Below are 22,507 nucleotides of genomic sequence, written 5' to 3' on the forward strand. Positions count from 1 at the left end.
AAGGTTCATTGATGAGCACCCAACTGTCCGAATCGGCTCAGACGAGAAGAGCCGTGAGCAACATTCTTAAAGGCTCTGCCGGCAACCTCGTCGAGTGGTACGACCTCTACGTTTACACAGTCTTCGCGGCCTATTTCCAGGCGCATTTCTTCAATTCCCAGGACGATCTGCAGGCCGGACTCGAGGCGATGGCCGTGTTCTCGACGTCGTTCCTGATGCGCCCGGTTGGGGCCTGGTTCTTCGGCCGCTATGCGGACCGCAAGGGGCGCAAGGCGGCCCTGACGCTCAGCGTGACCATCATGTCCGCCGGTTCCTTCGCCATTGCCATCCTGCCGACGACGCAGCAGATCGGTGTCTGGGCGCTGGTTCTGCTGATCCTTGTGCGGCTGGTCCAGGGCTTCTCCGTGGGCGGCGAATACGGCACCAGCGCCACGTACATGTCCGAGGCCGCCACGTCCAAACGACGCGGATTCTTCTCCAGCTTCCAGTACGTCACCCTGATCGGCGGCCAGATGCTGGCCCTGCTGGTTCTCGTCATCCTGCAGAACACCATCGACAAGGGCGCCCTCACCGAGTGGGGCTGGCGTATCCCGTTCGCGATCGGCGGCGTGGCCGCGCTCGTGGTCCTGTGGCTGCGGCGCTCGATGGAAGAGACCGTGTCCGCCGAGCAGGTCGAGGCCGCCAAGGTTCCGGCCGTGGCCGGCGTTGCGCAGCCCGGCACCATGAAGCTGCTGTTCACCCAGCACTGGAAGCCGCTGCTGATCTGCATCGGCGTCACCCTCGGCGGCACCGTAGCGTTCTACACGTACACCAACTTCATCCTGAAGTTCATGAACGATACGTCCGGGATCGCCAAGACCGACACTTCCGTGATCAACTTCTGGGCGCTGTTCATCTTCATGCTGCTCCAGCCGGTCTACGGGATCATCTCGGACAAGGTCGGGCGCAGGCCGCTGTTGCTCTGGTTCGGCATCACGGGCGTGTTGTTCACCTGGCCGCTGCTGTCCACCCTGGCCGGCACTAAGGATCCGTTCACCGCGTTCCTGCTGATGCTGGGCGGCCTGCTGATCGTCGGCGGCTACACCTCCATCAACGCCCTCGTGAAGGCCGAACTGTTCCCCGCCTCCATCCGTGCCCTCGGCGTGGGCTTGGGATACGCCATCGCCAACTCGCTCTTCGGCGGCACGGTCCCGCTGCTGGGCGCCGCGTTCCAGAAGGCCGAGCGCGTGGACCTGTTCTTCACCTACGTCACCGTCGCCATCGCGGTCTCGCTCCTGGTGTACATCTTCGCGCTGAAGAACAAGAAGGCCACGCACCTGGACCACGAGCAGGGCCGCGCCTGGGAGTCCGCGGCCGACGCGAGCATCGCCGGCAGCCCGGACGACGACAAGGACCTCGTCGACGCCTCGCGCCGATAGGTCCCCGGCGGGAAGTACGACGGCGGGTGGCCGGCTGCGGGACTTAGGTTCCGGCGCTGGCCGCCCGCCGTTGTCGTTAACTCCTGACGCTCTCCCGGCGCCTCGGGGGTGAGAGAATGGAGGGCGGTTCCGGCGGTCGTTCCGCCGGGCGCTTCCAGTGTTAATACAGCCGGTTGCCCTTCCTCGTCCACGCGGATCCGGGGCGTCCGAGCGAACCACTACGAACGGACCACGCATGACTTCCGCCCAGACTTTCCCGGCTCCGGCGCCGCCTAAGTTCGCCTCGATCGGTTCCTCCTACTTCAGCATCGTGCTGGCCCTCATGGCCGTCGTGCTGATCCTGTCCAACATCGGAGCGTCGAAGGGCGTGGCAATCGGCCCCATCATCACCGACGGGGGCTTCTTCCTCTTCCCGCTGGCCTACATCTTGGGCGATGTCATCAGCGAGGTCTACGGCTTCAAGGTGGCCCGCAAGGCCATTCTCGCCTCGTTTGCGCTCTCCGTTTTCGCGTCCCTCTGCTACTGGATCATCATCGCCCTGCCCGGCTTCGACGACGACTTCGGTGCCTCCAAGCAGGCGGCGCTCGAGGGGGCGCTCGGCCCGGTCCCGCAGATTGTGCTCGCCTCGCTGCTCGCGTTCCTGGCAGGCCAGACCATCAATTCCTGGATCCTGGTGAAGATGAAGTCCCGCACGGGGGAGAAGTCGCTGTGGGCGCGCATCATGAGCTCCTCCGTGGCCGGCGAATTCGTCGACACCCTGATCTTCTGCAGCATCGCCGCGTCTGTGATCGGAATCAGCGACTTCGGCAGCTTCGCGAACTACGTCCTCGTGGGCTTCCTGTACAAGACGCTGGTGGAGTTCCTGTTCGTCCCGGTCACGACGGCCGTGATTGGCTGGATCAAGAGGCGCGAACCGAGCTACGGGGCCTAGGCCCGGCGGCGTCTAGCCCGCCCCGGCCCCGGCGCCCCGCCGCCTGGCCCCGGCCCCGGCCCCGCCGCCCCGCCCAATTCGCCGGTACGCTGCGGGGTCGCCGTATCGCCACGGCGAATCCGCCGCCTACCGGCGAATTCGGGGTTCAGAGTACGGGGCGGCCGGCTAACACGCGGAGCAGCCGGCTCTTGAATTCCTCCTCGCGGAAGAGGTCCTTCCACTCAACCCGGACGAACCGCCAGCCGTCTTCGACGAGGGCCTTCTCCCGGCGCCGTTCCTCGAAGAGCACCTCGGCCGTGGGCCTGTAGTCGAAGTACTTAATTTTGCCGTCGAACTCGAGGGCGACCATCTCCTTCTTCCACGCAAAGTCCAGGCGATGGCGCCCGGCTCGGCTTATCACTTCCAGCTGCAACTCCGGGGGCGGGATCCGCAGCCGCAGGATCAGTTCGCGGGTCAGGGTCTCGCCGGGAGACTCAGAGCGCGGATCGGCAGTGGCCAGGACACGGCGGAATGTGCGGATCCCTCGGCGGCCATCCAGGGCATCTGCCATTGCCTGCAGGGATGCCGGGTCCGCGCCGAGGCGAAGCGCATGGTCTGTGAGGATCAATGCCTGCCCGTAACGTAGCATCATGGCGCAGTCGGCAGTGGTGCGCTCCAGGGAAGTCGTCCGGAGCCCGTTAACTTCGTCAAAATCCTGCTCGGCGAAGGGGCGCGTGTGGCAGCGGACGTCCCTGCCGTGACGCTCGTTGGATGGGCGCACCTTCTGCAGGAGATGGATGGTGTCATCCACGTCCCACAGGTGGAGGCGGCGGAGGCGCGCTGCGGACGTGTGGCTGTAGCGGAAGCCGCCCGTCGACGTCGTCCGCGTTCCGTGGGCATGCGCGAAGATGAGCTGCCTGCCCCGGGCGGCAGGGGACTGGGCATCCCAGAGGCTGGCGCGGATGTAGCAGCCGTGGCGCAGCCGGATCAGGACGCCGGAGTCCACGAGCGAGCGGATGGCCCGAGAACCGTAGCCGAGGTCGATCAATTGTTCAGTGCGCCAGAGGTTGCCTCTCGGCGGCAGCTCGGGCGGGCGGTCTTGTGGCATGCACCCAGCTTCCGCCGCCGGGAGCGCGTGCGGGAGGCTCCGCCGTCGCTATGTGGAAACCGCGGAGTCGCCGGATCCGTGCCAGATCGCCGTAAGTTTCCGGCGATCTGGCACGGTACCGGCGAATTCGACGGCGGAACTCACCCGGACCTGCGCGCCGTGGTGCCCCGGACGATGAGGGCCGGCTCGATCAGCTTGCGCTGAGGCTCGAGGGTGGGGTCGTGGATCCGTGCCAGCAAGGTGTTTGCCACATCGGCCCCGACAATGTCGCTGCGGTTGTCCACTGACGAGAGGTCCAGATACCGGGACTTGGCCAGCTGGGAGTTGTCGTAGCCGATCACGGAGAGGTCGGCCGGGACGGACAGGCCGCGCGCCTTGGCCGCAGCGAGGGCACCCAGGGCCATTGCGTCGTTGGCCGCGAAGAGGGCTGTTGTATCGGGGTGGTGGTCCAGGATCCAGCAGGCGGCCGTGTAACCGTCCTCTTCGGAGGTCCCTTGGGACTCGCCGGCGATCCGGGCTTCGACGCCGGCCTCCAGGAGGCGGCTCCGGAAGCCTTCGCGCCGATGGGAGGCGGCACCTCCGGAGCCGGACAGGTGGCCGATGCTGATGTGTCCGAGCCCCAGCAGATGGTCCGCGGCCATACCGCCGCCGGCGTCGTCGTCGTTCGTGATGAGGCCGGCCCCGGCGGGGACGCCGTCGCGCCAGCCCGCGACGACAGCGGGAACCCAGGTCCCGGCCATCATGGACTCACTGGGCTCGGCGGCGATGACAAGGCCCTCCACATGCATGGACAGCAGGCCGTCCGTGGCTTCGGTGATGCGGTTCTCGCCGGGGCGGGAATCCGCGAGGGTGACCTGGTAGCCGTGCGGGGAGAGTGCGGATTCCATGCCGCGGAGCAGGTCCACGAACCAGAGATTCCGAAAGTCGTCAATGACCAGCCCGATGCTCTTCGTCTGGCTGCTGGCAAGCGTGGTCGCTGCCCGGCTGGGGCGGTATCCCAGCTCTGCCATGGCCGTCCGGACTGCCTCCCGGCGCTTCTCGCTGACCCTCGCCGGGTTCTGGAGCACCAGGGAGACCAGCGACGGCGAGACGCCGGCGCTCTTGGCGACGTCGTAGATCGTCGGGCGGCGTGTCCGGGGGCCGTTCAGCGTCATCTGCAGAACCTTTCATGTCTCATCCGAGAATAGTCGGTCAACCATTGACAGGACATACTCACATATATACGCTTTTGTTCAGCGCAGGTTTTTGTAGCGCTCCAATTTTCTAGGATCGGGCCGCTGGCCTGGCCGAATTTCAAAGGAGAAATCGATGGCTGACAGTTTGGGAGTCGCCGTAATCGGCGCAGGTATGGCAGGGAAGGCGCACGCAGCCGCCTACCGGACGGCCTCTGCGCTGTACAGCCCGGTCCTTCCTCCGATCCGGCTCGTTTCCATCGGCGACGTGAACGCCGAATTCGGCTCCCTGGCCGCGAAGCGCTTTGGCTATGAACGCAACGACACCTCGTGGCAGGCCATCGCCGAGGCCGATGACATCGACGTCGTGAGCGTCGTGATCGCGAACTCGCTCCACCGGGAAGTTGTGGAGGGCCTGCTGGCGGCCGGCAAGCACGTGCTGTGCGAGAAGCCGCTGAGCGACTCCCTGGAGGACGCCCGGGCTATGGCGGACGCGGCCCGCAACGCCAGCTCCATCGCGCGGATCGGGTTCACCTTCCGCCGCACGCCCGGCATAGCGTACATCCGCGACCTCATCCGCACCGGCGTCCTCGGCAATGTCCTGCACTTCAGCGGCCGTTACTGGACCGACTACGGCTTCAGCCCGTCGGCCCCCATGAGCTGGCGGTACAAGGGCGGCCCCGGCTCTGGTGCGCTGGCCGACGTCGGAAGCCACCTGACGTACGTCGCCGAATTCCTCTGCGGAGACATCAAGTCCATCAGAGGCGGCCGCCTCAGCACCGTCATCGACAAGCGCCCGCTGCCGCTAGGGGCCCTCATGGGCCACGACCACGCCGCGGTCAGCGACACCTTCGAACCGGTCGAGAACGACGACTACGCTGTGTTCTCCGCCGAGTTCGAGAACGGCGCCGGCGGCTTCGAGGTCTCTCGGGTTGCGGCAGGCCACGCCAACAGCCTCATCTTCGAGGTCTTCTGCGAAAACGGCGCCGCCCGGTTCGACCAGCGACGCCCCGCGGAGATCGAACTGTTCCTCAACGACGGCCCGGCCAACGAGAACGGCTACCGCCAGGTCATCCTCGGACCCGGACACCCCTACATCGCCGGCGGCCTGGCCATGGACGCGCCCAGCGTCGGATTCGGCCAAAACGACGCCTTCGCCTACCAGTCCCGGGCCTTCCTCGAGGAAGTCGCCGGCCTCGGCGAGGCGGACTCCCTGCCCCGCTGCGCCACCTTCGACGAGGGCGTGCGCAACATGGAACTGCTCGGCGCCGTCACGGAATCCGCGCTCAACAACGGAAAGAAAATCACGCTATGAAACTCGGTGTCTACAACGCAATCCTGCACGACCGGCCCCTTCCCGAGGCCCTGAAAGTCATTGCCAACCTGGGGCTGACCGGCATCGAAATCAACACGGGCGGATTCCTGCCGGCCGTCCACGTCCCCAACATGGACCAGATCCTCGAAAGCGATGCGGCCCGCGACGACTACCTCGCCATCTTCGAGGACACCGGAGTCTCGATCGCCGGCCTGAACTGCAACGGCAACCCCCTGCATCCCAAGCGTGAGATCGGCGAGAAACACGCCGAGGACATCCGCCGTTCCATCCGGCTGGCGGAGCGGCTTGGACAGGACCGCGTGGTCACCATGTCCGGCCTGCCCGGCGGCGAACCCGGGGCCACCACGGTCAACTGGGTCGTCAACGCCTGGAACTCCGCGGCCCTGGACGTGCTCGACTACCAGTGGGGCGTCGCGGCCGACTTCTGGAACGAAACTGACCGCCTCGCGGCCGACCACGGCGTGAAGGTGGCCCTCGAGCTGCATCCGCAGAATATCGTGTTCAATACCGCCGACGTCCACAAGCTCATCGAGCTCACAGGCGCCACCCATGTCGGCGTCGAACTGGACGCCTCGCACTTGTTCTGGCAGCAGATGGACCCGGTCGCCGTGGTCCGCGAGCTCGGTCCGCTGGTCTTCCAGGCAGCCGCAAAGGACGTCCGCGTCAACACGGCGAACGCCGCGCTCTACGGTGTCCTCGACAACAGCTTCCGCCGGCTCTCTCCGGACGAAAACCGCACCAACCTCGGCGGCGACGAGTGGGCCAACGAATGGCCCAAGGACTCCGCGTGGGACTTCGTGGCGCTCGGGCGCGGGCACGACACCGCCTACTGGGCCGAGTTCCTTCGCGCGCTGTACGAGGTGGACCCCGACATGCTCGTCAATATCGAGCACGAGGACGTCTCCCTCGGCCGGATCGAGGGCCTCCAGGTGGCGGCCAAGGTCCTGCGGGACGCCGACGCAGCCCTCTCGGCGTCGCTGCACCTAACAAACTGACGGCCTGACGGCCCGACGGCCCGACGGCTGGCAACCCGCGGGGTCGCCGGAACGCTGCGGGGTCGCCGGAAACTTCCGGCGATCTGGCAGCGTCCCGGCGACGTCGACGCCGGCACCCGAACAGCCCGAGAACAGCCCCCGGACAAAAGGACCATCGCACATGCGCATCGGACTTGTCGGTTATGGAGCCGGCGGCAGGTACTTCCACGCCCCCTTCATCGAAGCGGCCGACGGCGTCGAACTCGCCGGAGTCGTGGCACGGTCGCCGGACAAACGAGCGGAAGTCGCCGCGGATTTCCCTGGCCTTCCCGTCTATGCCAGCCTGACGGAGCTGCTCGACGCCGGCGTGGACGCCGTCACCATCACAACGTTCCCGCACACACGCCAGGAACTGGTGCTGGAGGCCATCGCGGCCGGCGTACACGTCGTGGCGGACAAACCGTTCGCCTCCGACGCCGCCTCGGCCCGGGAGCTTGCCGATGCGGCCCGGCGCGCGGGCGTGGTCCTGAACGTTTATCACAACCGCCGCCGCGACGCCGATATCCTCACGCTGGCCGGCGTCATCGCCGCGGGCGAACTCGGGGACGTATGGCGGGTCCACTCGATCATGGACCAGGACGGCGCCGCCACCCTCGAGACCGGGACCGCCGGCGGGCTCTTGCGCGATCTGGGTAGCCACCTCGTGGACCAGATGCTGTGGCTGCTGGGCCCGGCAACCCACGTCTACGGTGCCCTCGACTGGACAGACCGCTTCGGCGAGACCACTGACTGCGGCTTCTTCGTGACACTGACGCACGCGTCCGGAGCCGTCTCCACGGTCTCCGCCAGCAAACTCAACCACTCCACCACGCGTGAACTGCGCGCTTACGGCAGCGCCGGCAGCTACATTGCCTCGGGCGCCGACGTCCAGGCCGAGGCCCTGGCCGCGGGCCGCCGCCCGGGCCTGGAGCCGGCCACGTGGGGGATCGATGTACCGGAAAACTGGGGGACCCTCGCGGTAGCCGGGGGCCGCGCCCAGGTGGCCTCGGCGCAGGGCAACTACGCAGGGTTCTACACCGAGTTCGCCCGCGCCATCCGGGACGGAGGGCCCGGACCGGTGCCGGCCGAGGAGGGCGTGCAGACCCTTGAGGTCCTCGACGCGGCCCGGCTCAGCGCCCGGGAGAACAGGGCGGTGGAGCTGGGCGGACCGGCTCTGGAGTAGCGGACCGCCGTCGTACCTGGTACTTGAAGTCGGTGGAAAACACGAGGTCGCCGGAAGGCTGCGGGGTCGCCGGAACCTTCCGGCGATCTGGCACGGTTCCGGCGACCTGGACGCTTCGACGCCTCGACGCCGCGACATGGACGCTGGCGACGCCGGGGCCGGGACGCCCACGGCGTCGCCGGTCGGCAGGTGCGGCGCCGGGAGCCCCTAGGAGTAGTACTGCGCCAGGGTCTCGGCCTTGAACTCGAAGAAGTTGCCGGCCTCGATGGCGAGCCGGGCGTCGTCGACCATTTTCACTACGAAGCGCTCGTTGTGGATCGAGATCAGGGTGGCCGAGACCATCTCCTTGGCCTTGAACAGGTGGTGGATGTAGGCCCGGGAGTAGTTCAGGCAGGCGTAGCAGTCGCAGCCGTCCTGCAGCGGGCCGAAGTCGCGCTTGTACTTGGCGCCGGAGAGGTTGTAGCGGCCGGTGGGGTGGTAAAACGCCGAGTTGCGGGCCACCCGCGTGGGGGAGACACAGTCGAAGGTGTCCGCGCCGTTCTCGATCGCGGTGAAAATGTCGTCCGGTTCGGAAATGCCCAGCAGGTGCCGCGGCTTGTTCTCCGGCAGCTCCTCGTTGCACCAGCGCACGATGGTGCCGAGGTTCTCCTTCTCCAACGCCCCGCCGATGCCGAAGCCGTCGAAGTTCATGGCGCCGAGGTCCCGGCAGGCCTTGCGGCGCAGGTCCTCGTACTGGGCGCCCTGGATCACGCCGAACAATGCCTGATACGGCTTGCCGCCGCGCTCCGACGTGAGCCGGAAGTGTTCCGTGATGCACCGCTCGGCCCAGCGCCGGGTGCGTTCGAGGGATTCCTCCTGGTAGCCGCGGGAGTTCTGCAGCGTGGTCAGCTCGTCGAAGGCGAACATGATGTCGGCGCCGATCTGGTGCTGGACGCTCATGGAAATTTCCGGGCTGAAGCGGTGCCGGTCCCCGTTGAGGTGGCTCTTGAACCACACGCCCTCCTCGTCAACGTGCGCCAGCCGCTCCTTGCCGGGCGCCACGGCGTCGTCGGGGACCGCGGTATCCGCAACTGGCGCAGTTTTCATGTCGATGACCTTCTTGAAGCCCGATCCGAGGCTCATCACCTGGAATCCACCGGAATCGGTGAAGGTGGGGCCCTGCCAGTTCATGAACGCGCCCAACCCACCGGCTTCGTCCAGGATGTCCGCGCCCGGCTGCAGATACAGGTGGTAGGCGTTGGCCAGCACGGCCTGCGCCCCCAGCTCGGCAATGGATTCCGGCAACACCGATTTCACCGTGGCCTTGGTGCCGACCGCGATGAAGGCGGGGGTCTGGATCTCGCCGTGCGGCGTGCTGATGGTGCCCGTGCGGCCCAGGAACGGGCCGCCGTTCTCGGCCAGCTGGGCGGACGACGGCGAGCAGCTCTCGCTCAGGCGTTTGCCCACGCGGAAGGAAAACTCGGATTGCCGGGCAGGCTGGAGCGGCGGCGCGGCTGGTTCAGGAATGGCTGGCACCGTTCAAGTGTGCCAGCTAACAGCTGGCAACCCTTAGTGCAGCGGGTCGGATGTGGGGTAGTTCTCAGCCCGCCATTTGTCCCAGTGCTTCCGAACGTCCTCCAGCCGGTGGGCGCCCAGATCGTAGGTCGAAACGATCACGAGGGAGCCGCCGTCGGGCCGGATGTCCGGGATGGACGGCTGGTCCGCCACGATCACGAGCCCTTCGCCGTGCTCGGCGTAGTCGTGAACCGTCAGACCCACCTGATGGTTGCTCCGGAACCACACCTTGCCGGTGATTTCCTCGCCGGTGGCCAGGGTCAGAGAATAGGGTTCGCCCGGCGCCGGCACATCGTCGACGCCCAGCTTCTCGATGACCGAGCCTTCGGTGCCGGGAACAGAGAAGAAGAACGTGCGGCGCTTTCCGTGGGGATGCCGCTCCAAGGCAAAGCGGAGCTGCTGAAGGAAGGTCAGCCAGCCCTGGGTGATGTCCTCATCCCAGGCGGCCCACTCGGAGTTGTGGTCGATCGCGGCGCGGGTGACGCTGACCTCGGTGCCGGTGGAGACGGGTTTCAGCGTGAAGACGTCGCCGCCGTCGACCACGAGGGAGGTGTGGTCCGCGCCTTCGACCACGTTGGGGCTGAAGTAGATCTCGTTGATCTCGGCGGCCTGATCATCAGCTTGCCAGCCGTGCCACTGTGCCACCTTGGACGGTTCGCGCAGCATTGTCCAGACCTGCTGCGCGTCGGAGTTGATCACAACGCTCAGATTGTTCGTCATGGGGCGAATCTACAACGACCGGCCGCAAGGGGCTAGGGCCAAGCGGGCGTCAGGCGCGGACAGACTCGAGTTCGTTGCCGATCCGGCGCTCCAGCTCCGGAGCCCCGATCGTCTCCGAGCCTCCGTGCGCGCGCAGGAACATCAGCGCCTCCAGCCGCAGCAGGCGCCATTCCCGTTCCGCATCCGGGTTCGAGTTGTCGATCGAGCGGAAGATTTCCTTGTCGTACAGGTTCGGTTCGTTGAGCGAGCGCTGCCGCACCTTGGCGTTGATCCGGGCCTTGAACGGGTCCGTTTCCATGGTGTCCGGCGTACGGAGGAACTTCTCGTAGACGCTGGCACGTTCCTCCTGCCCGAGGCTGCGGCAGATGTAGCTGGAGAGGGCCAGGGCCGCCTCCACCGATGCCCACCGGCCGGGGTTCCCGTCGAAGGGCAGGACGTTGAGCAGGTCGGCGACGGCGAGGGCGTTCTCGGCGTCCTTGCGGAGGATGAACAGCTCGTGCGCCAGATCGCTGAGGTCCTTGAGGCAGCTGCCGGACTTGGGATTGATGCCCTTGGCCAGCCGCTCGGCGAGCAACTGCACGCCCACGGCGTCCGGGTGTGCCTCCGCCGCCGCTGCCACCACGGACTCCGATGTTCCTTCGGTAGACGGGATCAGTGCCAGGTCCTCCTCGCTTGGGCCGCTCGCTGCCGGCGGCGAAGCAGGCAGGGGAGGAACGACGACGGCGGGCGCCGCCGGGGGATTGCCGGCGGCTACAGCGGGGGATTCCGGAGTGGGGGCGCCCTCTGCGGCGTCTTCCTTCACCCTGCCAGCGCTGCCGGTGCCGTCGTTGACGCTGCCAGCGCTGCCGGTGCCGTCGTCGACGGTGCCGCTGCCGCCGGCGATGCGGCCCGGAGCCTCCGCGCGCCCGTCCCCTTGGGCGGGACTTTGGCCTGCGGCGGGACGGTCGCCGCGAGCGGAAGCCTCGGACGCCTCGGAAGCCGCGGCTACGTCCTCGGGGGCAGCGAGGACCGTGACGGCGGAACCGGCAGCGATGCGCAGCATTCCGCCGCCGGTCAGGGTCGCGAGGACCAACGCGGGGGTGCCGAAATCGTCCGTTTCGACGTCCACACGCTGGATCTCTGCGGAGCGTTTGCCGTCCGGAAGGAGCAGGTGGTCGCCGGTCCGCAGAGATCCAGCCTGCTGTGCGCTGTAGTTCCGGGAGGCTCGCGGGTGGGTCATCGGGGGTCCTTAATTCTCTTATGGTCCGCCCAACAGTCTACAAAGGCAGGTGGTGAAGTCGGGGACGCCGGGGTTGCCTCGAGCGTCCCGGGGACTCGGCCGGGCAGGCCTGGGCCGCCCGGCGGCCGTCAGTTGCCGACGCCTGCGAAGGCCAGTGCCTGACGGATCAGCGCCCCGCGGCCGCCGCTGAATTCGAGCTGCACATCCGAGCTCATCACTTCCTGCGGGGTCATCCAGGTGAGTTCGAGGGCGTCCTGCCGCGGCGTGCATTCACCGGTGACCGGGATGATGTACGCCAGCGCGACAGCGTGCTGGCGGTCGTCCGTGAATCCGGTGTGGGACGGGGCGGGGAAGTATTCGGCAACGGTGAACGGGACCGGGCTGATGGGCAGCTGCGGGAACGCCAGCGGGCCGAGGTCCTTCTCCATGTGCCGCAGGAGCGCGGCGCGGATGGTCTCGCGGTAGAGCACGCGGCCGGACACGAGGGACCGGATCATGTTGCCGTCCTCGTCGGCCTGCAGCAGCGTGCCGACTTCATTCACAAACCCGAGCGGATCCAGCCGAACTGGGACGGCCTCGACGTAGACCATCGGCAGCCGCCCCCGCGCCTCGAACAAGTCGTCTTCGGAGAGCCAGCCGGGATTCGGGTCAGGAGTGCGAACGTTCATGGTTAAGTTCTACCGCATCCCTGACCCGTTCCCCGCGCCGTCCCTCAGGTCGCCAGCACCGAGTCCAGCGGTTCGCCGGACGCAATCCGTGCCAGCAGCGCCGGTTCGGCGGCGTCGGAGGCCAGCGCCCGCGCCAGGACATCGGCCGCCGCCTGCGGCGCCAGGACGATCACGCCGTTGTCGTCCCCGAGCACCCAGTCGCCCGGATTGACCTGGATGCCGCCGCACTGCACCGGGACGTTCACGGCGGAGCCGCCGCTGTGCACGCGCTTGGTGGTCAGGCACGAGGTTCCGCGGGCGAAGACCGGCAGGCCGGTGGCGCGCAGTTCCAGGATGTCGGTGGCTACGCCGTCGACGACGACGCCGGCGGCGCCCTGCGCGGTGGCCGCCGCCGCGGTGACAGCGCCTACCGGCGCATGCCGGTGGTCACCGGACATATCCACGACCAGCACGGCGCCGGGATACAGCTCCAGCAGGGCGCGGTTCATGGCGAAGGCGTCATGGTCCGCGATGCGGACCGTGACGGCGGGGCCGGCCACCTTGACGCCGTCGAGCAGCGATCGGATGGCCGGGTCCACAAATCCGTCCTCCAGGAAATGCCCGATCGTCGGGTAACTGACGGCGGCGAGCCCCTCGGCGAGCCCGTCGACCAGCCCTTCGACCAGCGGGGCGCTCACAGCGCCTCCGCGGCGGCGTCGGGAACTGTACCCGGCACCGCGTCCCCGGCAACCACGGCGACGCAGTCGATTTCCAGCGAAACGCCCCAGAGACTCACGCAAACGGTTGTCCGCGCCGGCTTGGCCGTTCCAAAGAATTCGGAGTAGACGCGGTTGTAGTCCTCGAGCCGGCCGGGATCGGTGAGATAGGCGTTGACCTTGACCACGTGCTCAAGGCCGGACCCTGCCGCCTCCAGCACGGACCGGAGGTTGACAATGGTCTGCCGCACCTGATCCTCGAACGTGTCCGGCTGGTCATCCAGCCCGCTGATCGCGGGAATCTGGCCGGCAGTGAACACGAAGCCGTTGGCGACGACCGCCTGCGAGAAAGGGCCGACGGCGGCCGCGCCGCCGGGGATCTCCGCGATCCGGCGGACACGGCCCCCAACGGGAAGGACAGCGGCACGATCGGCGGGAAGCACCGTCATTTGGCTGCCGCTGCTTCGGTGGAGGCTTCTGCGGGGGCAATATCGACGGCGTCGATGTTGCCGTGCCGGGTTTCCGTCAGGACAAACAAGGCGCCCAGCGACACGAGGGAGGCGGCCATGATGTACCAGGCGATGGAGGAACTCTGGTGGGTCACGCCCAGCAGCCAGGTGGTGATGAACGGTGTGGCCGCGCTGCCGAGGAGCCCGGAGAGCATGTAGGCGACGGACAGGCCCGAGTAGCGGACCTTGGACCCGAAGAGCTCGGCCAGGAACGTCGCGATCGGGCCGTAGTTGGCAGCGAAGGCCGTCATCATGGCCAGGTAGGCCACGAAGAGCAGCGGCACGGACTTGGTGTCCATCAGCCAGAACATCGGGAAGGCCAGGGCCGCCTCCGCGGCAACGCCGGCGTAGATGATCGGCTTGCGGCCGTACTTGTCAGAGAGCTGGCCGAAGAACGGGATCAGGACGAAGCACAGGGCGCAAGCGGCCAGCACCACCCACAGCATGAGGGCCTCCGAGTGGCCCAGTTCCTTCTTGCCGTAGGACACGCCGGACGCGACGAGCAGCGTGAACGTGCTGCCGGTGGACAGCGTGGCGACACCGCCGAGGATGACCTGCTTCCAGTACCTGGCCATCAGCGCCGCGAAGGGCAGTTTGGCTTTGGCGCCGGCGTCCTTGACCGCCTGGAAGGACGGGGTTTCCTCGATGTGCAGCCGGATGTAGATGCCCACCGCCACGAGCAGTGCGGAGGCCAGGAACGGGATGCGCCAGCCCCAGCTGAGGAGGGCTTCGGTGCTGACGCTCGAGGCGACAATGAGGAACGCGACATTGGCAATCAGGGTACCGGCGGGGACGCCCACCTGGACCAGGGAACCGTAGAACCCGCGCCGGGACGGGGGAGCATGCTCCACCGTCATCAGGACGGCGCCGCCCCATTCGCCGCCCAGGGCCAGGCCCTGGATGACGCGCAGGAAGAGCAGCAGCAGCGGCGCCATGATGCCGATGCTGTTGTAGTCCGGCAGCAGACCGATGGCGAAGGTGGCTGCGCCCATGGTCAGCAGCGAAATCAGCAGCATGGACTTCCGGCCCAGCCGGTCCCCGAAGTGGCCGAAGATGATGGCGCCGACCATGCGGGCGATGTAGGCCGAAGCGAAGGTGCCGAAGGCGAGCATGGTGCCCACGATGGGGTCGAAGCTGGGGAAGAAGATCTTATTGAACACCAGCGCGGATGCTGTGCCGAATACAAAGAGGTCGTACCATTCGACGGTGGTGCCGATGACGCTGGCGAGGGCAATTTTGCGCATTTTGGCCAGGTCCAGCCGGGCAGCCGCGTGGGATGTGGTTTCTACCAATTGAGCCATCAATATCTCCAGATGGGGTGCGGGGACGATTGTCCGGTGCAAGGTAGTAGCCACTATTCTGTGTTGGTGATCACACCTCAATGGCGGAAACCCCACCAAAGAAGGGCCGAATGTGTGTGTTTACACAACCGCTAGGCCCAAGCGACCACCAGCCGGGCGGCCTGGGCCGGAACGGCCAAGTCGATTCCGGTCAGTTCCTGGAAGCGGTTGAGCCGGTTCAGGATCGTGTTCCGGTGGCAGAAGAGCTGCTCGGCCGTGGCCGTGATGTTCCCGGTGGACAGGTAGTGCTGCACGGTTTCCATCAGGCGCTCGCGTTCCCCGCCGCGGCATTCCGCCATGTCCTCCTCCAGCTGGGCGGCGAGGTCGAGGCCGGCGTCCTGAAGGTTCTGCTGGGCCAGGCGGGTCCACGCCGCATCGGCGGACAGGGGACCGGCGTCGCCCGGGCGGAGCAGGGCCGCGAGGCTCTCTGCAGTGCGGGCGGCGGCGGGAAGGCCGCGCAGCCCGTGCACCTCCGGGACGTAGCCGCACGGAATGTCGGCAAGGAGCGGCGGCAGCGGCGGCGCACTCCGGGTTTCCCTGGGCCGGCCAGGAAGCAGAGGCCAAAACAGGTAGGTATTCCCGCCTGATTCGTGCAGGAACAGCTTGTAGCGGCGCTGGCCGGAGCCGAACTGGGTGGCGGCCGCACGCAGCCGTGCCCCGGCTTCGCCGCTGGCGGCCAGGAGGCCGCACCGCGAATCCGGCCCGATGCCCAGGGCGGAGCCGACCTGCGAGGACGTTTCGGCCGAGGGCGTGCTCTGATTGAAGAGCCGCGCGATGAATTCGTGCTGGATGCTGGACTCCTCCTGGGCCATGCGCACCCGCTCCGTCAGGTAGCTCATGTGGGTCCGGGTGGCGAACTCGTCGACGACCCGCCAGACCAGATCCACCCGGGAAGCGAGCAGGCCCGCATCCTCCGGTGCGGCGATCTCCAGGAGATCGGCCCACAGGATGCTGAAGTCCAGCCGCACGGCCGACGTCAAAGACTCCGGCGGGATTCCGGCGCGTGCCCGCTTGGAGCCGAGGTCCGAGGCGAAGGCGAGCAGCCCGTCCCGTGCCCTGGCCTCCGGGCCGCCCCGCAGCCCGTGGATGAGCCGGCGGAATGTTTCCCGTGCAGTGTCCCGGATTTCGAGGACAGTCACCTGGCTTTCGCCGTATTCCGGAATTTGCCGGACCCGGGCGGTGAATGCTTGGGCCAGGATGTCCAGCCGTCCTTCCAGCTGGTCCACCAGCTCACTCCAGCGGAACTCCGCGCCCGGCGATTGGAAATTGTGCATTTTCACATTCTAGGGCCCGGAATGCGGGGCGCACTGCTAGTTTTTTTGGAAAAAGCTACTGGCAGAATTGAACGAAGAACAAGGGTGAGCCCAATCACACCCCCCGGCACCCTCCGCCTGGAGCACCACCGACGGCATTTTCGCCGAACGGGGTGGGGCTGCACCGGCACCAGCAAAGACCAGTCACATTTCTTTGGAGTAAACATGGCAAGCAGCGCAAGCAACGCCACCACCATCCCCAGCCCGCAGTCGCCAGGGCCAGTCGATGAGAGCGTGGCCAAGAAAGTCGCCCTCGCGGCCCTCGTCGGAACGGCGCTGGAGTGGTACGACTTCTTCCTGTTCACCACCGCCGCGGCACTGGTGTTCAACGCGCAGTACTTCGTGTCCCAGGACCCCTTCGTATCGGCGATGAGCTCCTTCGCCACCCTGGCGGTTGGGTTCGTGGCCCGCCCGATCGGCGGCTTCATCTTCGGTTCCCTGGGCGACAAGATCGGCCGCAAAAAGATCCTGATGGTCACCATCGTGGGCATCGGCGTCGTGACCGGCCTGATCGGTCTCCTGCCCAACTACATGACCATCGGCGTGGCGGCTCCCGTCCTTCTGGTCGCGCTGCGGATCCTGCAGGGCCTCGCCGTCGGCGGCGAATGGAGCGGCGCGGTGATCATCGCCGTCGAAAACGCCCCCGTTGCCAAGCGGGCCCGCTACGCGGCCCTGCCGCAGATCGGGTCCCCGATCGGCACGATCCTTTCCTCGGGCGGCTTCTTCGGAATGCTGTACCTGGTGGGCCAGACCAACTTCGACGCGTGGGGCTGGCGCATCCCGTTCATCGCGGCGCTCCCGCTGCTGGCCGTCTCCATGTGGATCCGCAGCAAGCTCAGCGAGTCCCCGGAATTCGAAGCGCTCATGGAGTCCGGCGAGACCGAGCATGCCCCCATCCGCGGCGTGCTGACGAAGAGCTGGCGCCAGATCCTGGTGGGCATGTGCTCCGCGTTGCTGGGCATCGGCGGTTTCTACCTCATCACCAGCTTCGTGGTCTTTTACGGCACCAAGGTGCTCAAGATGCCCTACGAAACCCTGCTGCTGGGCTCGCTCCTCGCCGCGGTCTTCGAGATCTTCGTCCTGATCTGGGCCGGGCGCATGGGCGAAAAGTACGGCGCCAGCAAGGTCATCCTCTGGGGCGGCGTGGCGTCCGCGCTCGTGGCCGTCCCGGTGTTCCTGGCCATCGACACCGCCATCCCCGCCCTGGTAATCCTTGCCATGATCATCGGCGTGTGCACCCTGTCCGTCCCGTACGCCGTGTCCGGAACGGCCCTCACCGCGCTTTTCGCCACGAAGGTCCGCTACACCGGCGTTGCCATCACCTCCAACAGCGCCGGCGTCATCTCCGGCTTCGTGCCGCTGATCGCCACCGCCCTCGTGGCCGCGAACGGCAACTCGTTCTGGCCGGGTGCCATCATCCTGCTGGTCGTGTCCGTGCTGACCGCACTGTCCGGCATCCTCCTCCCCGCACTGAGCATTGAAGAAAAGGGAATGAAGCATTGAGCACTACAACCACCGCCGGGCACCTGATTGTTGCCCAGCTGGAACGAGCCGGCATCCAGCGCGTCTACGGCGTCCCCGGAGAGAGCTTCCTGGACGTGCTGGACGGCCTGCACGGATCCTCCATTGAAACCGTGGTGACCCGCCACGAAGGCGGCGCCGGGTTCATGGCCCTCGCCGAGGGCCGGCTTACGGAGCTTCCGGGCGTCGCCATGGTGACCCGGGGTCCCGGCGCGGCCAACGCCTTCATCGCCATCCACACCGCGCACCAGGACGCCACCCCGATGATCCTGTTCGTCGGCCTCATCCCGGTCGCGGACCGCGGCCGGGAGTCGTTCCAGGAGTTCGACATCAACGCCTGGTTCGGCAGCACGGCAAAGAAGGTCGTGACGCTCGACGACGCCGCCTCCGCGGCCCGCGTGGTGGACGACGCCATCTTCACGGCGCTCAGCGGCCGCCCGGGTCCCGTGGTGATCGGCCTGCCCGAAGACGTCCTTGTCCATGCCATTGAATCCGGCACCGTGGAGCCGCGCACCGCCGCCCGGACCGAACCATCAGCGGCAGATCTCGCCGGTCTCGAGGCGAAGCTGGCAGGGGCCCGGAAGCCCCTGATCGTGGTGGGCGGCGAAGGCTGGGACCAGGAGTCCTCCGACGCCCTGGCCGGGTGGGCCTCCCGCCACGGCGTCCCCGTGCTCGCGGACTTCCGCGCCTACGACGCCGTCCCGCACGCCAGCGACTCCTACGCCGGGTACCTCGGCTACGCCCGCAGCGACGCCAACGCCCGCCGACTCGACGAGGCCGACTTGCTGGTGTTCGTCGGCTGCGTCCGCGCCGATGTGCTCTCTGACGGCTACAAGCGCGGCCTGGATGCCGTCACCGTGGTGGTCAACCCCGACGCGGACCTGCTGGGCCACTTCGGCCGGCTGGACCAGCACATTCCCGCCCACGTCGCGCCCTTCGCCCGGGCGCTCGCCGCCACGGAATCCGCAGTGGAACCGGCGGCCGGCTGGCTGGCCGGCGCCCGCGCGGACTACGAAAAGTTCTCCGCCGCGCGGCCGGACGGTGGCACCGGAGTGGACCTCGCCGTCGTGATGGAAATCCTCAAGCAGGAAATGGACGACGACGCCGTCATCACCTACGGGGCCGGGAACCACTCGCTGTGGCCGGCCCGCTACCTCAAGCACAACACCGCGAACTCACTCGCCGCGCCCCGCAACGGTGCCATGGGCATGGGGATCCCGGCGGCGGTGGCTGCCTCCCTGGCCTACCCCGGCCGCCAGGTGATCTCCGTGGCCGGTGACGGCTGCTTTCTGATGAACGGCCAGGAAATTGCGACGGCCATGGGGCACGGCGGGAAGTTCATCGCCCTCGTGGTGGACAACGGCATCTTTGCCACCATCCGGGAACACCAGGAGGGACATTACCCGGGCCGCCCCTCGGGAACCCACATGACCAACCCCGACTTCGCCGCGCTGGCCCGGTCTTACGGCGGCTACGGCGAACGCGTGGAGAAGGCCGAGGACTTCGGCGCAGCCTTCCGCCGCGCCGTTGCATCCGGGCTGCCCGCGGTCCTGCACCTCCCGCAGGATCCCACCACCCGCTCACCCAAAACTGCCAGCAACTGACCGGAGCCCGCCATGATCACCCTGCACAACATCATCAACGGTGAGATCGTCCACGGCAGTGCCGCTGACGGTTCGGCCGCGGCCACCCTGCCGTTCTTCGACCCCGCCACCGGAGTCCAGCTCGGCACCGCCCCGGACAGCGACGCCGCCACAGTGGACCGCGCGTTCCAGGCCGCCAACACCGCCTTCCAGAGTTACAAGCGGACCACCCCGGCCGAACGCCAGGCCATGATGCTCAAACTCGCCGACCTCATCGAAGCCAACGTGGACAGGCTCCTCGATGCCGAGGTGGCCTGCACCGGCAAGCCCCGCGAGGTCACCCGAGAGATCGAAATCCTCCGCGGCGCCGACCAGCTGCGCTTCTTCGCCGGCGCCTGCCGGGTGGTGTCCGGGACCGCGCAGACCGAATACGTCCGCGGCTTCTCCTCCACCGTCCGGCGGGAACCGCTCGGCGTCGTCGCCCAGATCACCCCGTGGAACTACCCGTTCATGATGGCCATCTGGAAGATCGGACCGGCGCTCGCCGCCGGCAACACCTTGGTGCTCAAGCCCGCGGACACCACCCCCTGGTCCACGCTAGTCCTGGGTGAGCTGGCACAGGAGGCCTACCCGGCCGGCGTCTTGAACATCATCTGCGGCGGCCGCGGGACCGGTGCCGCCATGGTGGAGCACGACATCCCGGAAATGGTGTCCATCACCGGCTCCACCCGGGCCGGGGCGCAGGTGATGTCCGCGGCGTCGAAGACCCTCAAGGACGTCCACCTGGAACTCGGCGGCAAGGCGCCGGCGATCGTCTTCGCCGATACCGACATTGACCTGGCGGCCCGCGAGATCGCGCTCGGTGCGTTTTTCAACGCCGGGCAGGACTGCACCGCCGTGACCCGGGTGCTCGTGGCGGAATCGATCCACGCCGAGTTCGGCGCCGCGCTCGCCGCGGCGGCCGCAGCGCTGAAGGTCGGCGGGGACGCCGCGGATCTCGGGCCGCTGAACAGTGCAGCGCAGCTGGACCGGGTGGAGGGGTTCATGGCCCGGCTGCCTGCGAACGCAAAAGTCCTCGCCGGCGGAAAGCGCACCGGCGCCGGCTTCCACTTCGAGCCGACCGTGATCGACGGCGTGTTCCAGGCCGACGAGGTGGTGTGCGAGGAGATCTTTGGGCCCGTGGTTACCGTTCAGCCGTTCGCCACGGAGGAGGAGGCCATCGAGCTCGCCAACGGCACGAAGTACGCTCTGGCCTCCAGCGTCTGGTCCGACAACCACGGCATCGTTACCCGGGTGTCCAACGAGCTGGACTTCGGCGCCGTCTGGATCAACTGCCACCAGGTGATCCCGGCCGAGGCTCCGCACGGCGGCTTCAAGCACTCCGGCACCGGCAAGGACCTCTCCGTCTTTGGCCTGGAGGATTACACCCGCATCAAGTCAGTCACCACCTCCCACCGCTGAGAACCACGCTAGGTAACCCATGAAACTCGATCTGCTGCTGCGCAACGCGGACATCATCACCATGGACGAGCGCCGCCCGCATGCCACCTCACTGGGAGTCTGGCAGGGCCGGATTGTGGGGCTCGACAATGACCTCGACGGGCTCGAAGCCGCCGAGGTCCTGGACCTCGGCGGTGCCACCGTGACCCCCGGCTTCATCGACGCCCACTGCCACACCACCTGGTTCGGGCTGGGCCTCGGCGAACTCGACGTCTCCGCCGCACGCGGACTGAACCAGCTCTACGCCCTGCTCGAAGCGGGCATGGCGGCAGACAGTCCCGCGGAGGCCGCGGCAACCGCGGGGAGCGGACCGGCGCCGGACTGGCTCCTGGCCACCGGCTTCAGCCAGCAGCAGCACGGCGGCGAGTTTCCGGACATCACCGTCCTGGACCGGATCACGGGGGACCGGCCGCTGTTCATGCGGCACAACTCCGGCCACATGGCCGTCGTCAACACCGCAGCGCTCCGGCTGGCCGGCGCCGAACCGGCGTCGTTTCCGGACCCCGACGGCGGCGTGATTGTCCGCGACGACGGCGGCCGCCCCACCGGGCTGGTCCAGGAAACGGCGCAGCAGTTGGTCCAGCAGCTGATCCTGCCGTACTCGTCCGAGGCCATCGAAGCCGCGCTGGAGCGGGCCACCAGCTACTACGCCGCGGAAGGCATCACGAGCTTCACCGAGGCGGGGATCGGCGGCGGCTGGATCGGCCACAGCCCGGTGGAGCTGGCCGCCTACCAGCGGGCGGCGTCCGCGGGCAGGCTTCACGCCCGGGCGCAGCTGATGCCGGTCCTTGATGTGCTGCACCCGCTCGGCGGACCGCACCCGCCAGGCGCGGCACCGGCCGGCCTGGACCTGGGCATCGCCAGCGGATTCGGCGGCGACTTCCTGTCCCTGGGCCCGGCAAAGGTGTTCCTGGACGGCTCGCTGCTCGGCGAAACGGCCGCGGTCAGCCAGGACTACTGCAGCCACGGCGGGACGGACAATACGGGCAACACCGGCTACTTCCAGGCCGAGCCGGAGGCGCTTCGGGACAAAATCGAGGCCGCGTACGCGGCGGGCTGGTCGATCGCGGCGCACGCCATCGGCGACCGCGCCGTTGACCTCGCGATCGACATCATCTCCGGTTGCGCGGCGAAATACGGGCCCCGGGCCGTGCCCAACAGAATCGAACACGCCTCGATGACCAGGCCGGAACAGCTTCCCCGGCTCGCCGCCGCCGGTATCGCCGTCACGCCGCAGGCCAGTTTCTTCTTCGACGGCGGGGACGGCATGACCGCCTCGCTCGGTCCGGAACGGCTCGGCTGGGCGTACCGTGCGGCGTCGTTCCTCAAAGCCGGGGTGACGCTCGCCGGCAGCTCCGACCGCCCCGTGGCAGACGGAAACGTGCTCCGCGGAATGCAGGCCTTCGTGGACCGGCGCACCGCCTCGGGAGCCGTCTTCGGGAACCAGGACGAGCGGCTGAACCCGCTCCAGGCCCTGGCGGCCTACACCACCGGAGCCGCCGCAGCCACCGGCACCTCCGGCGTCAAAGGCTCGCTGACCGCAGGAAAGCTGGCCGACTTCACCATCCTGTCCGGGTCTCCGCTCTCTGCAGGCAGCATCGCGGAGCTCCAGGTCCTCGCCACCGCCGTCGGGGGGACCTTCACGTTCCGGACCCCCGGCATGCAGCTCCGGCCATCGGACGAACCCGCCGCAACCACTCCATACTTCAGCACAGCTACCAATCGTTCATAGGGGAACACCGTGA

General features: G+C 67.7%; 19 protein-coding genes. 9 read left to right on the top strand and 10 right to left on the bottom strand.

Features of this window, described 5'->3' with window-relative positions:
- Nucleotides 1–11: 11 nt before the first annotated feature.
- Entirely contained in the window at nt 12–1,418 is a 1,407-nt protein-coding gene (locus tag OM977_RS02425; protein ID WP_264355969.1) for an MFS transporter, read from the top strand.
- Nucleotides 1,419–1,653: 235 nt separating this feature from the next.
- A complete protein-coding gene (locus OM977_RS02430; RefSeq protein WP_264355970.1) occupies nt 1,654–2,349 on the top strand; it encodes a queuosine precursor transporter in 696 nt (231 codons plus the stop codon).
- Nucleotides 2,350–2,494: 145 nt separating this feature from the next.
- Here OM977_RS02430 and OM977_RS02435 read toward each other — a convergent pair whose 3' ends face one another.
- Both OM977_RS02435 and OM977_RS02440 read right to left on the bottom strand, forming a co-directional pair.
- A complete protein-coding gene (locus OM977_RS02435; RefSeq protein ID WP_264355971.1) occupies nt 2,495–3,436 on the bottom strand; it encodes a type IV toxin-antitoxin system AbiEi family antitoxin domain-containing protein in 942 nt (313 codons plus the stop codon).
- 140 nt (nt 3,437–3,576) lie between these two features.
- Nucleotides 3,577–4,590 (bottom strand): LacI family DNA-binding transcriptional regulator, encoded by a 1,014-nt coding sequence (locus OM977_RS02440; protein ID WP_264355972.1) that lies wholly within the window; start codon nt 4,588–4,590, stop codon nt 3,577–3,579.
- Nucleotides 4,591–4,744: 154 nt separating this feature from the next.
- Between OM977_RS02440 and OM977_RS02445 the strand changes: the two genes are divergently transcribed.
- The 3 genes from OM977_RS02445 (at nt 4,745) to OM977_RS02455 (ending at nt 8,140) form a co-directional block, all read left to right on the top strand.
- The gene (locus OM977_RS02445) at nt 4,745–5,923 is read left to right on the top strand and encodes a Gfo/Idh/MocA family protein (protein WP_264355973.1); all 1,179 of its coding nucleotides are present in this window, start codon (nt 4,745–4,747) and stop codon (nt 5,921–5,923) included.
- Nucleotides 5,920–6,939 carry a sugar phosphate isomerase/epimerase family protein gene (locus tag OM977_RS02450; RefSeq protein WP_264355974.1) on the top strand — a complete coding sequence of 340 codons (1,020 nt, stop codon included), beginning with the start codon at nt 5,920–5,922 and terminating at the stop codon, nt 6,937–6,939. The genes OM977_RS02445 and OM977_RS02450 overlap by 4 nt, the downstream gene beginning before the upstream one ends.
- 160 nt (nt 6,940–7,099) lie before the next feature.
- Entirely contained in the window at nt 7,100–8,140 is a 1,041-nt protein-coding gene (locus OM977_RS02455; RefSeq protein WP_264355975.1) for a Gfo/Idh/MocA family protein, read from the top strand.
- Nucleotides 8,141–8,347: 207 nt separating this feature from the next.
- Here the strand turns inward: OM977_RS02455 and tgt are convergent, their stop codons facing one another.
- From tgt to OM977_RS02495, 8 genes are all read right to left on the bottom strand, one after another.
- A complete protein-coding gene (gene tgt, locus OM977_RS02460) occupies nt 8,348–9,655 on the bottom strand; it encodes a tRNA guanosine(34) transglycosylase Tgt (protein WP_264355976.1) in 1,308 nt (435 codons plus the stop codon).
- 33 nt (nt 9,656–9,688) lie between these two features.
- The gene (locus tag OM977_RS02465; protein WP_264355977.1) at nt 9,689–10,414 is read right to left on the bottom strand and encodes an SRPBCC domain-containing protein; all 726 of its coding nucleotides are present in this window, start codon (nt 10,412–10,414) and stop codon (nt 9,689–9,691) included.
- A gap of 49 nt (nt 10,415–10,463) precedes the next feature.
- Nucleotides 10,464–11,633: a DUF6707 family protein gene (locus tag OM977_RS02470; protein WP_264355978.1), complete on the bottom strand. Its 1,170-nt coding sequence runs from the start codon at nt 11,631–11,633 to the stop codon at nt 10,464–10,466.
- A gap of 128 nt (nt 11,634–11,761) precedes the next feature.
- Nucleotides 11,762–12,301: an NUDIX hydrolase family protein gene (locus tag OM977_RS02475; RefSeq protein WP_264355979.1), complete on the bottom strand. Its 540-nt coding sequence runs from the start codon at nt 12,299–12,301 to the stop codon at nt 11,762–11,764.
- Between the two features lie 44 nt (nt 12,302–12,345).
- Nucleotides 12,346–12,978 carry an RraA family protein gene (locus OM977_RS02480; RefSeq protein ID WP_264355980.1) on the bottom strand — a complete coding sequence of 211 codons (633 nt, stop codon included), beginning with the start codon at nt 12,976–12,978 and terminating at the stop codon, nt 12,346–12,348.
- On the bottom strand, nt 12,975–13,445 hold the full coding sequence (locus OM977_RS02485) for a RidA family protein (protein WP_264355981.1): 471 nt from the start codon (nt 13,443–13,445) through the stop codon (nt 12,975–12,977). Before OM977_RS02485 ends, OM977_RS02480 begins: the two co-directional genes overlap by 4 nt.
- Nucleotides 13,442–14,806 (bottom strand): MFS transporter, encoded by a 1,365-nt coding sequence (locus OM977_RS02490; RefSeq protein WP_264355982.1) that lies wholly within the window; start codon nt 14,804–14,806, stop codon nt 13,442–13,444. Before OM977_RS02490 ends, OM977_RS02485 begins: the two co-directional genes overlap by 4 nt.
- 131 nt (nt 14,807–14,937) lie before the next feature.
- Complete coding sequence (locus OM977_RS02495; protein WP_264355983.1) at nt 14,938–16,119, bottom strand: PucR family transcriptional regulator; 1,182 nt, start codon at nt 16,117–16,119, stop codon at nt 14,938–14,940.
- Between the two features lie 204 nt (nt 16,120–16,323).
- Here OM977_RS02495 and OM977_RS02500 point away from each other — a divergent pair, with 204 nt between their 5' ends.
- The 4 genes from OM977_RS02500 to OM977_RS02515 are packed head-to-tail and all read left to right on the top strand — an operon-like array spanning nt 16,324 to nt 22,494.
- On the top strand, nt 16,324–17,661 hold the full coding sequence (locus tag OM977_RS02500; protein WP_264355984.1) for an MFS transporter: 1,338 nt from the start codon (nt 16,324–16,326) through the stop codon (nt 17,659–17,661).
- Entirely contained in the window at nt 17,658–19,283 is a 1,626-nt protein-coding gene (locus tag OM977_RS02505) for a thiamine pyrophosphate-dependent enzyme (protein WP_264355985.1), read from the top strand. Before OM977_RS02500 ends, OM977_RS02505 begins: the two co-directional genes overlap by 4 nt.
- Nucleotides 19,284–19,295: 12 nt before the next feature.
- Complete coding sequence (locus tag OM977_RS02510) at nt 19,296–20,723, top strand: gamma-aminobutyraldehyde dehydrogenase (RefSeq protein WP_264355986.1); 1,428 nt, start codon at nt 19,296–19,298, stop codon at nt 20,721–20,723.
- A gap of 19 nt (nt 20,724–20,742) precedes the next feature.
- Nucleotides 20,743–22,494: an amidohydrolase gene (locus tag OM977_RS02515; protein WP_264355987.1), complete on the top strand. Its 1,752-nt coding sequence runs from the start codon at nt 20,743–20,745 to the stop codon at nt 22,492–22,494.
- The last annotated feature ends 13 nt before the right edge of the window (nt 22,495–22,507 follow it).

It is taken from the genome of Pseudarthrobacter sp. MM222 (assembly GCF_947090775.1).
Classification (GTDB): Bacteria; Actinomycetota; Actinomycetes; order Actinomycetales; family Micrococcaceae; genus Arthrobacter.

Coding starts and splice junctions, on each gene's coding strand:
- OM977_RS02425 (WP_264355969.1), top strand. CDS start 12: ATGAGCACCCAACTGTCCGAATCGGCTCAGACGAGAAGAGCCGTGAGC.
- OM977_RS02430 (WP_264355970.1), top strand. CDS start 1,654: ATGACTTCCGCCCAGACTTTCCCGGCTCCGGCGCCGCCTAAGTTCGCC.
- OM977_RS02435 (WP_264355971.1), bottom strand. CDS start 3,436: ATGCCACAAGACCGCCCGCCCGAGCTGCCGCCGAGAGGCAACCTCTGG.
- OM977_RS02440 (WP_264355972.1), bottom strand. CDS start 4,590: ATGACGCTGAACGGCCCCCGGACACGCCGCCCGACGATCTACGACGTC.
- OM977_RS02445 (WP_264355973.1), top strand. CDS start 4,745: ATGGCTGACAGTTTGGGAGTCGCCGTAATCGGCGCAGGTATGGCAGGG.
- OM977_RS02450 (WP_264355974.1), top strand. CDS start 5,920: ATGAAACTCGGTGTCTACAACGCAATCCTGCACGACCGGCCCCTTCCC.
- OM977_RS02455 (WP_264355975.1), top strand. CDS start 7,100: ATGCGCATCGGACTTGTCGGTTATGGAGCCGGCGGCAGGTACTTCCAC.
- OM977_RS02465 (WP_264355977.1), bottom strand. CDS start 10,414: ATGACGAACAATCTGAGCGTTGTGATCAACTCCGACGCGCAGCAGGTC.
- OM977_RS02470 (WP_264355978.1), bottom strand. CDS start 11,633: ATGACCCACCCGCGAGCCTCCCGGAACTACAGCGCACAGCAGGCTGGA.
- OM977_RS02475 (WP_264355979.1), bottom strand. CDS start 12,301: ATGAACGTTCGCACTCCTGACCCGAATCCCGGCTGGCTCTCCGAAGAC.
- OM977_RS02485 (WP_264355981.1), bottom strand. CDS start 13,445: ATGACGGTGCTTCCCGCCGATCGTGCCGCTGTCCTTCCCGTTGGGGGC.
- OM977_RS02490 (WP_264355982.1), bottom strand. CDS start 14,806: ATGGCTCAATTGGTAGAAACCACATCCCACGCGGCTGCCCGGCTGGAC.
- OM977_RS02495 (WP_264355983.1), bottom strand. CDS start 16,119: ATGCACAATTTCCAATCGCCGGGCGCGGAGTTCCGCTGGAGTGAGCTG.
- OM977_RS02500 (WP_264355984.1), top strand. CDS start 16,324: ATGGCAAGCAGCGCAAGCAACGCCACCACCATCCCCAGCCCGCAGTCG.
- OM977_RS02510 (WP_264355986.1), top strand. CDS start 19,296: ATGATCACCCTGCACAACATCATCAACGGTGAGATCGTCCACGGCAGT.
- OM977_RS02515 (WP_264355987.1), top strand. CDS start 20,743: ATGAAACTCGATCTGCTGCTGCGCAACGCGGACATCATCACCATGGAC.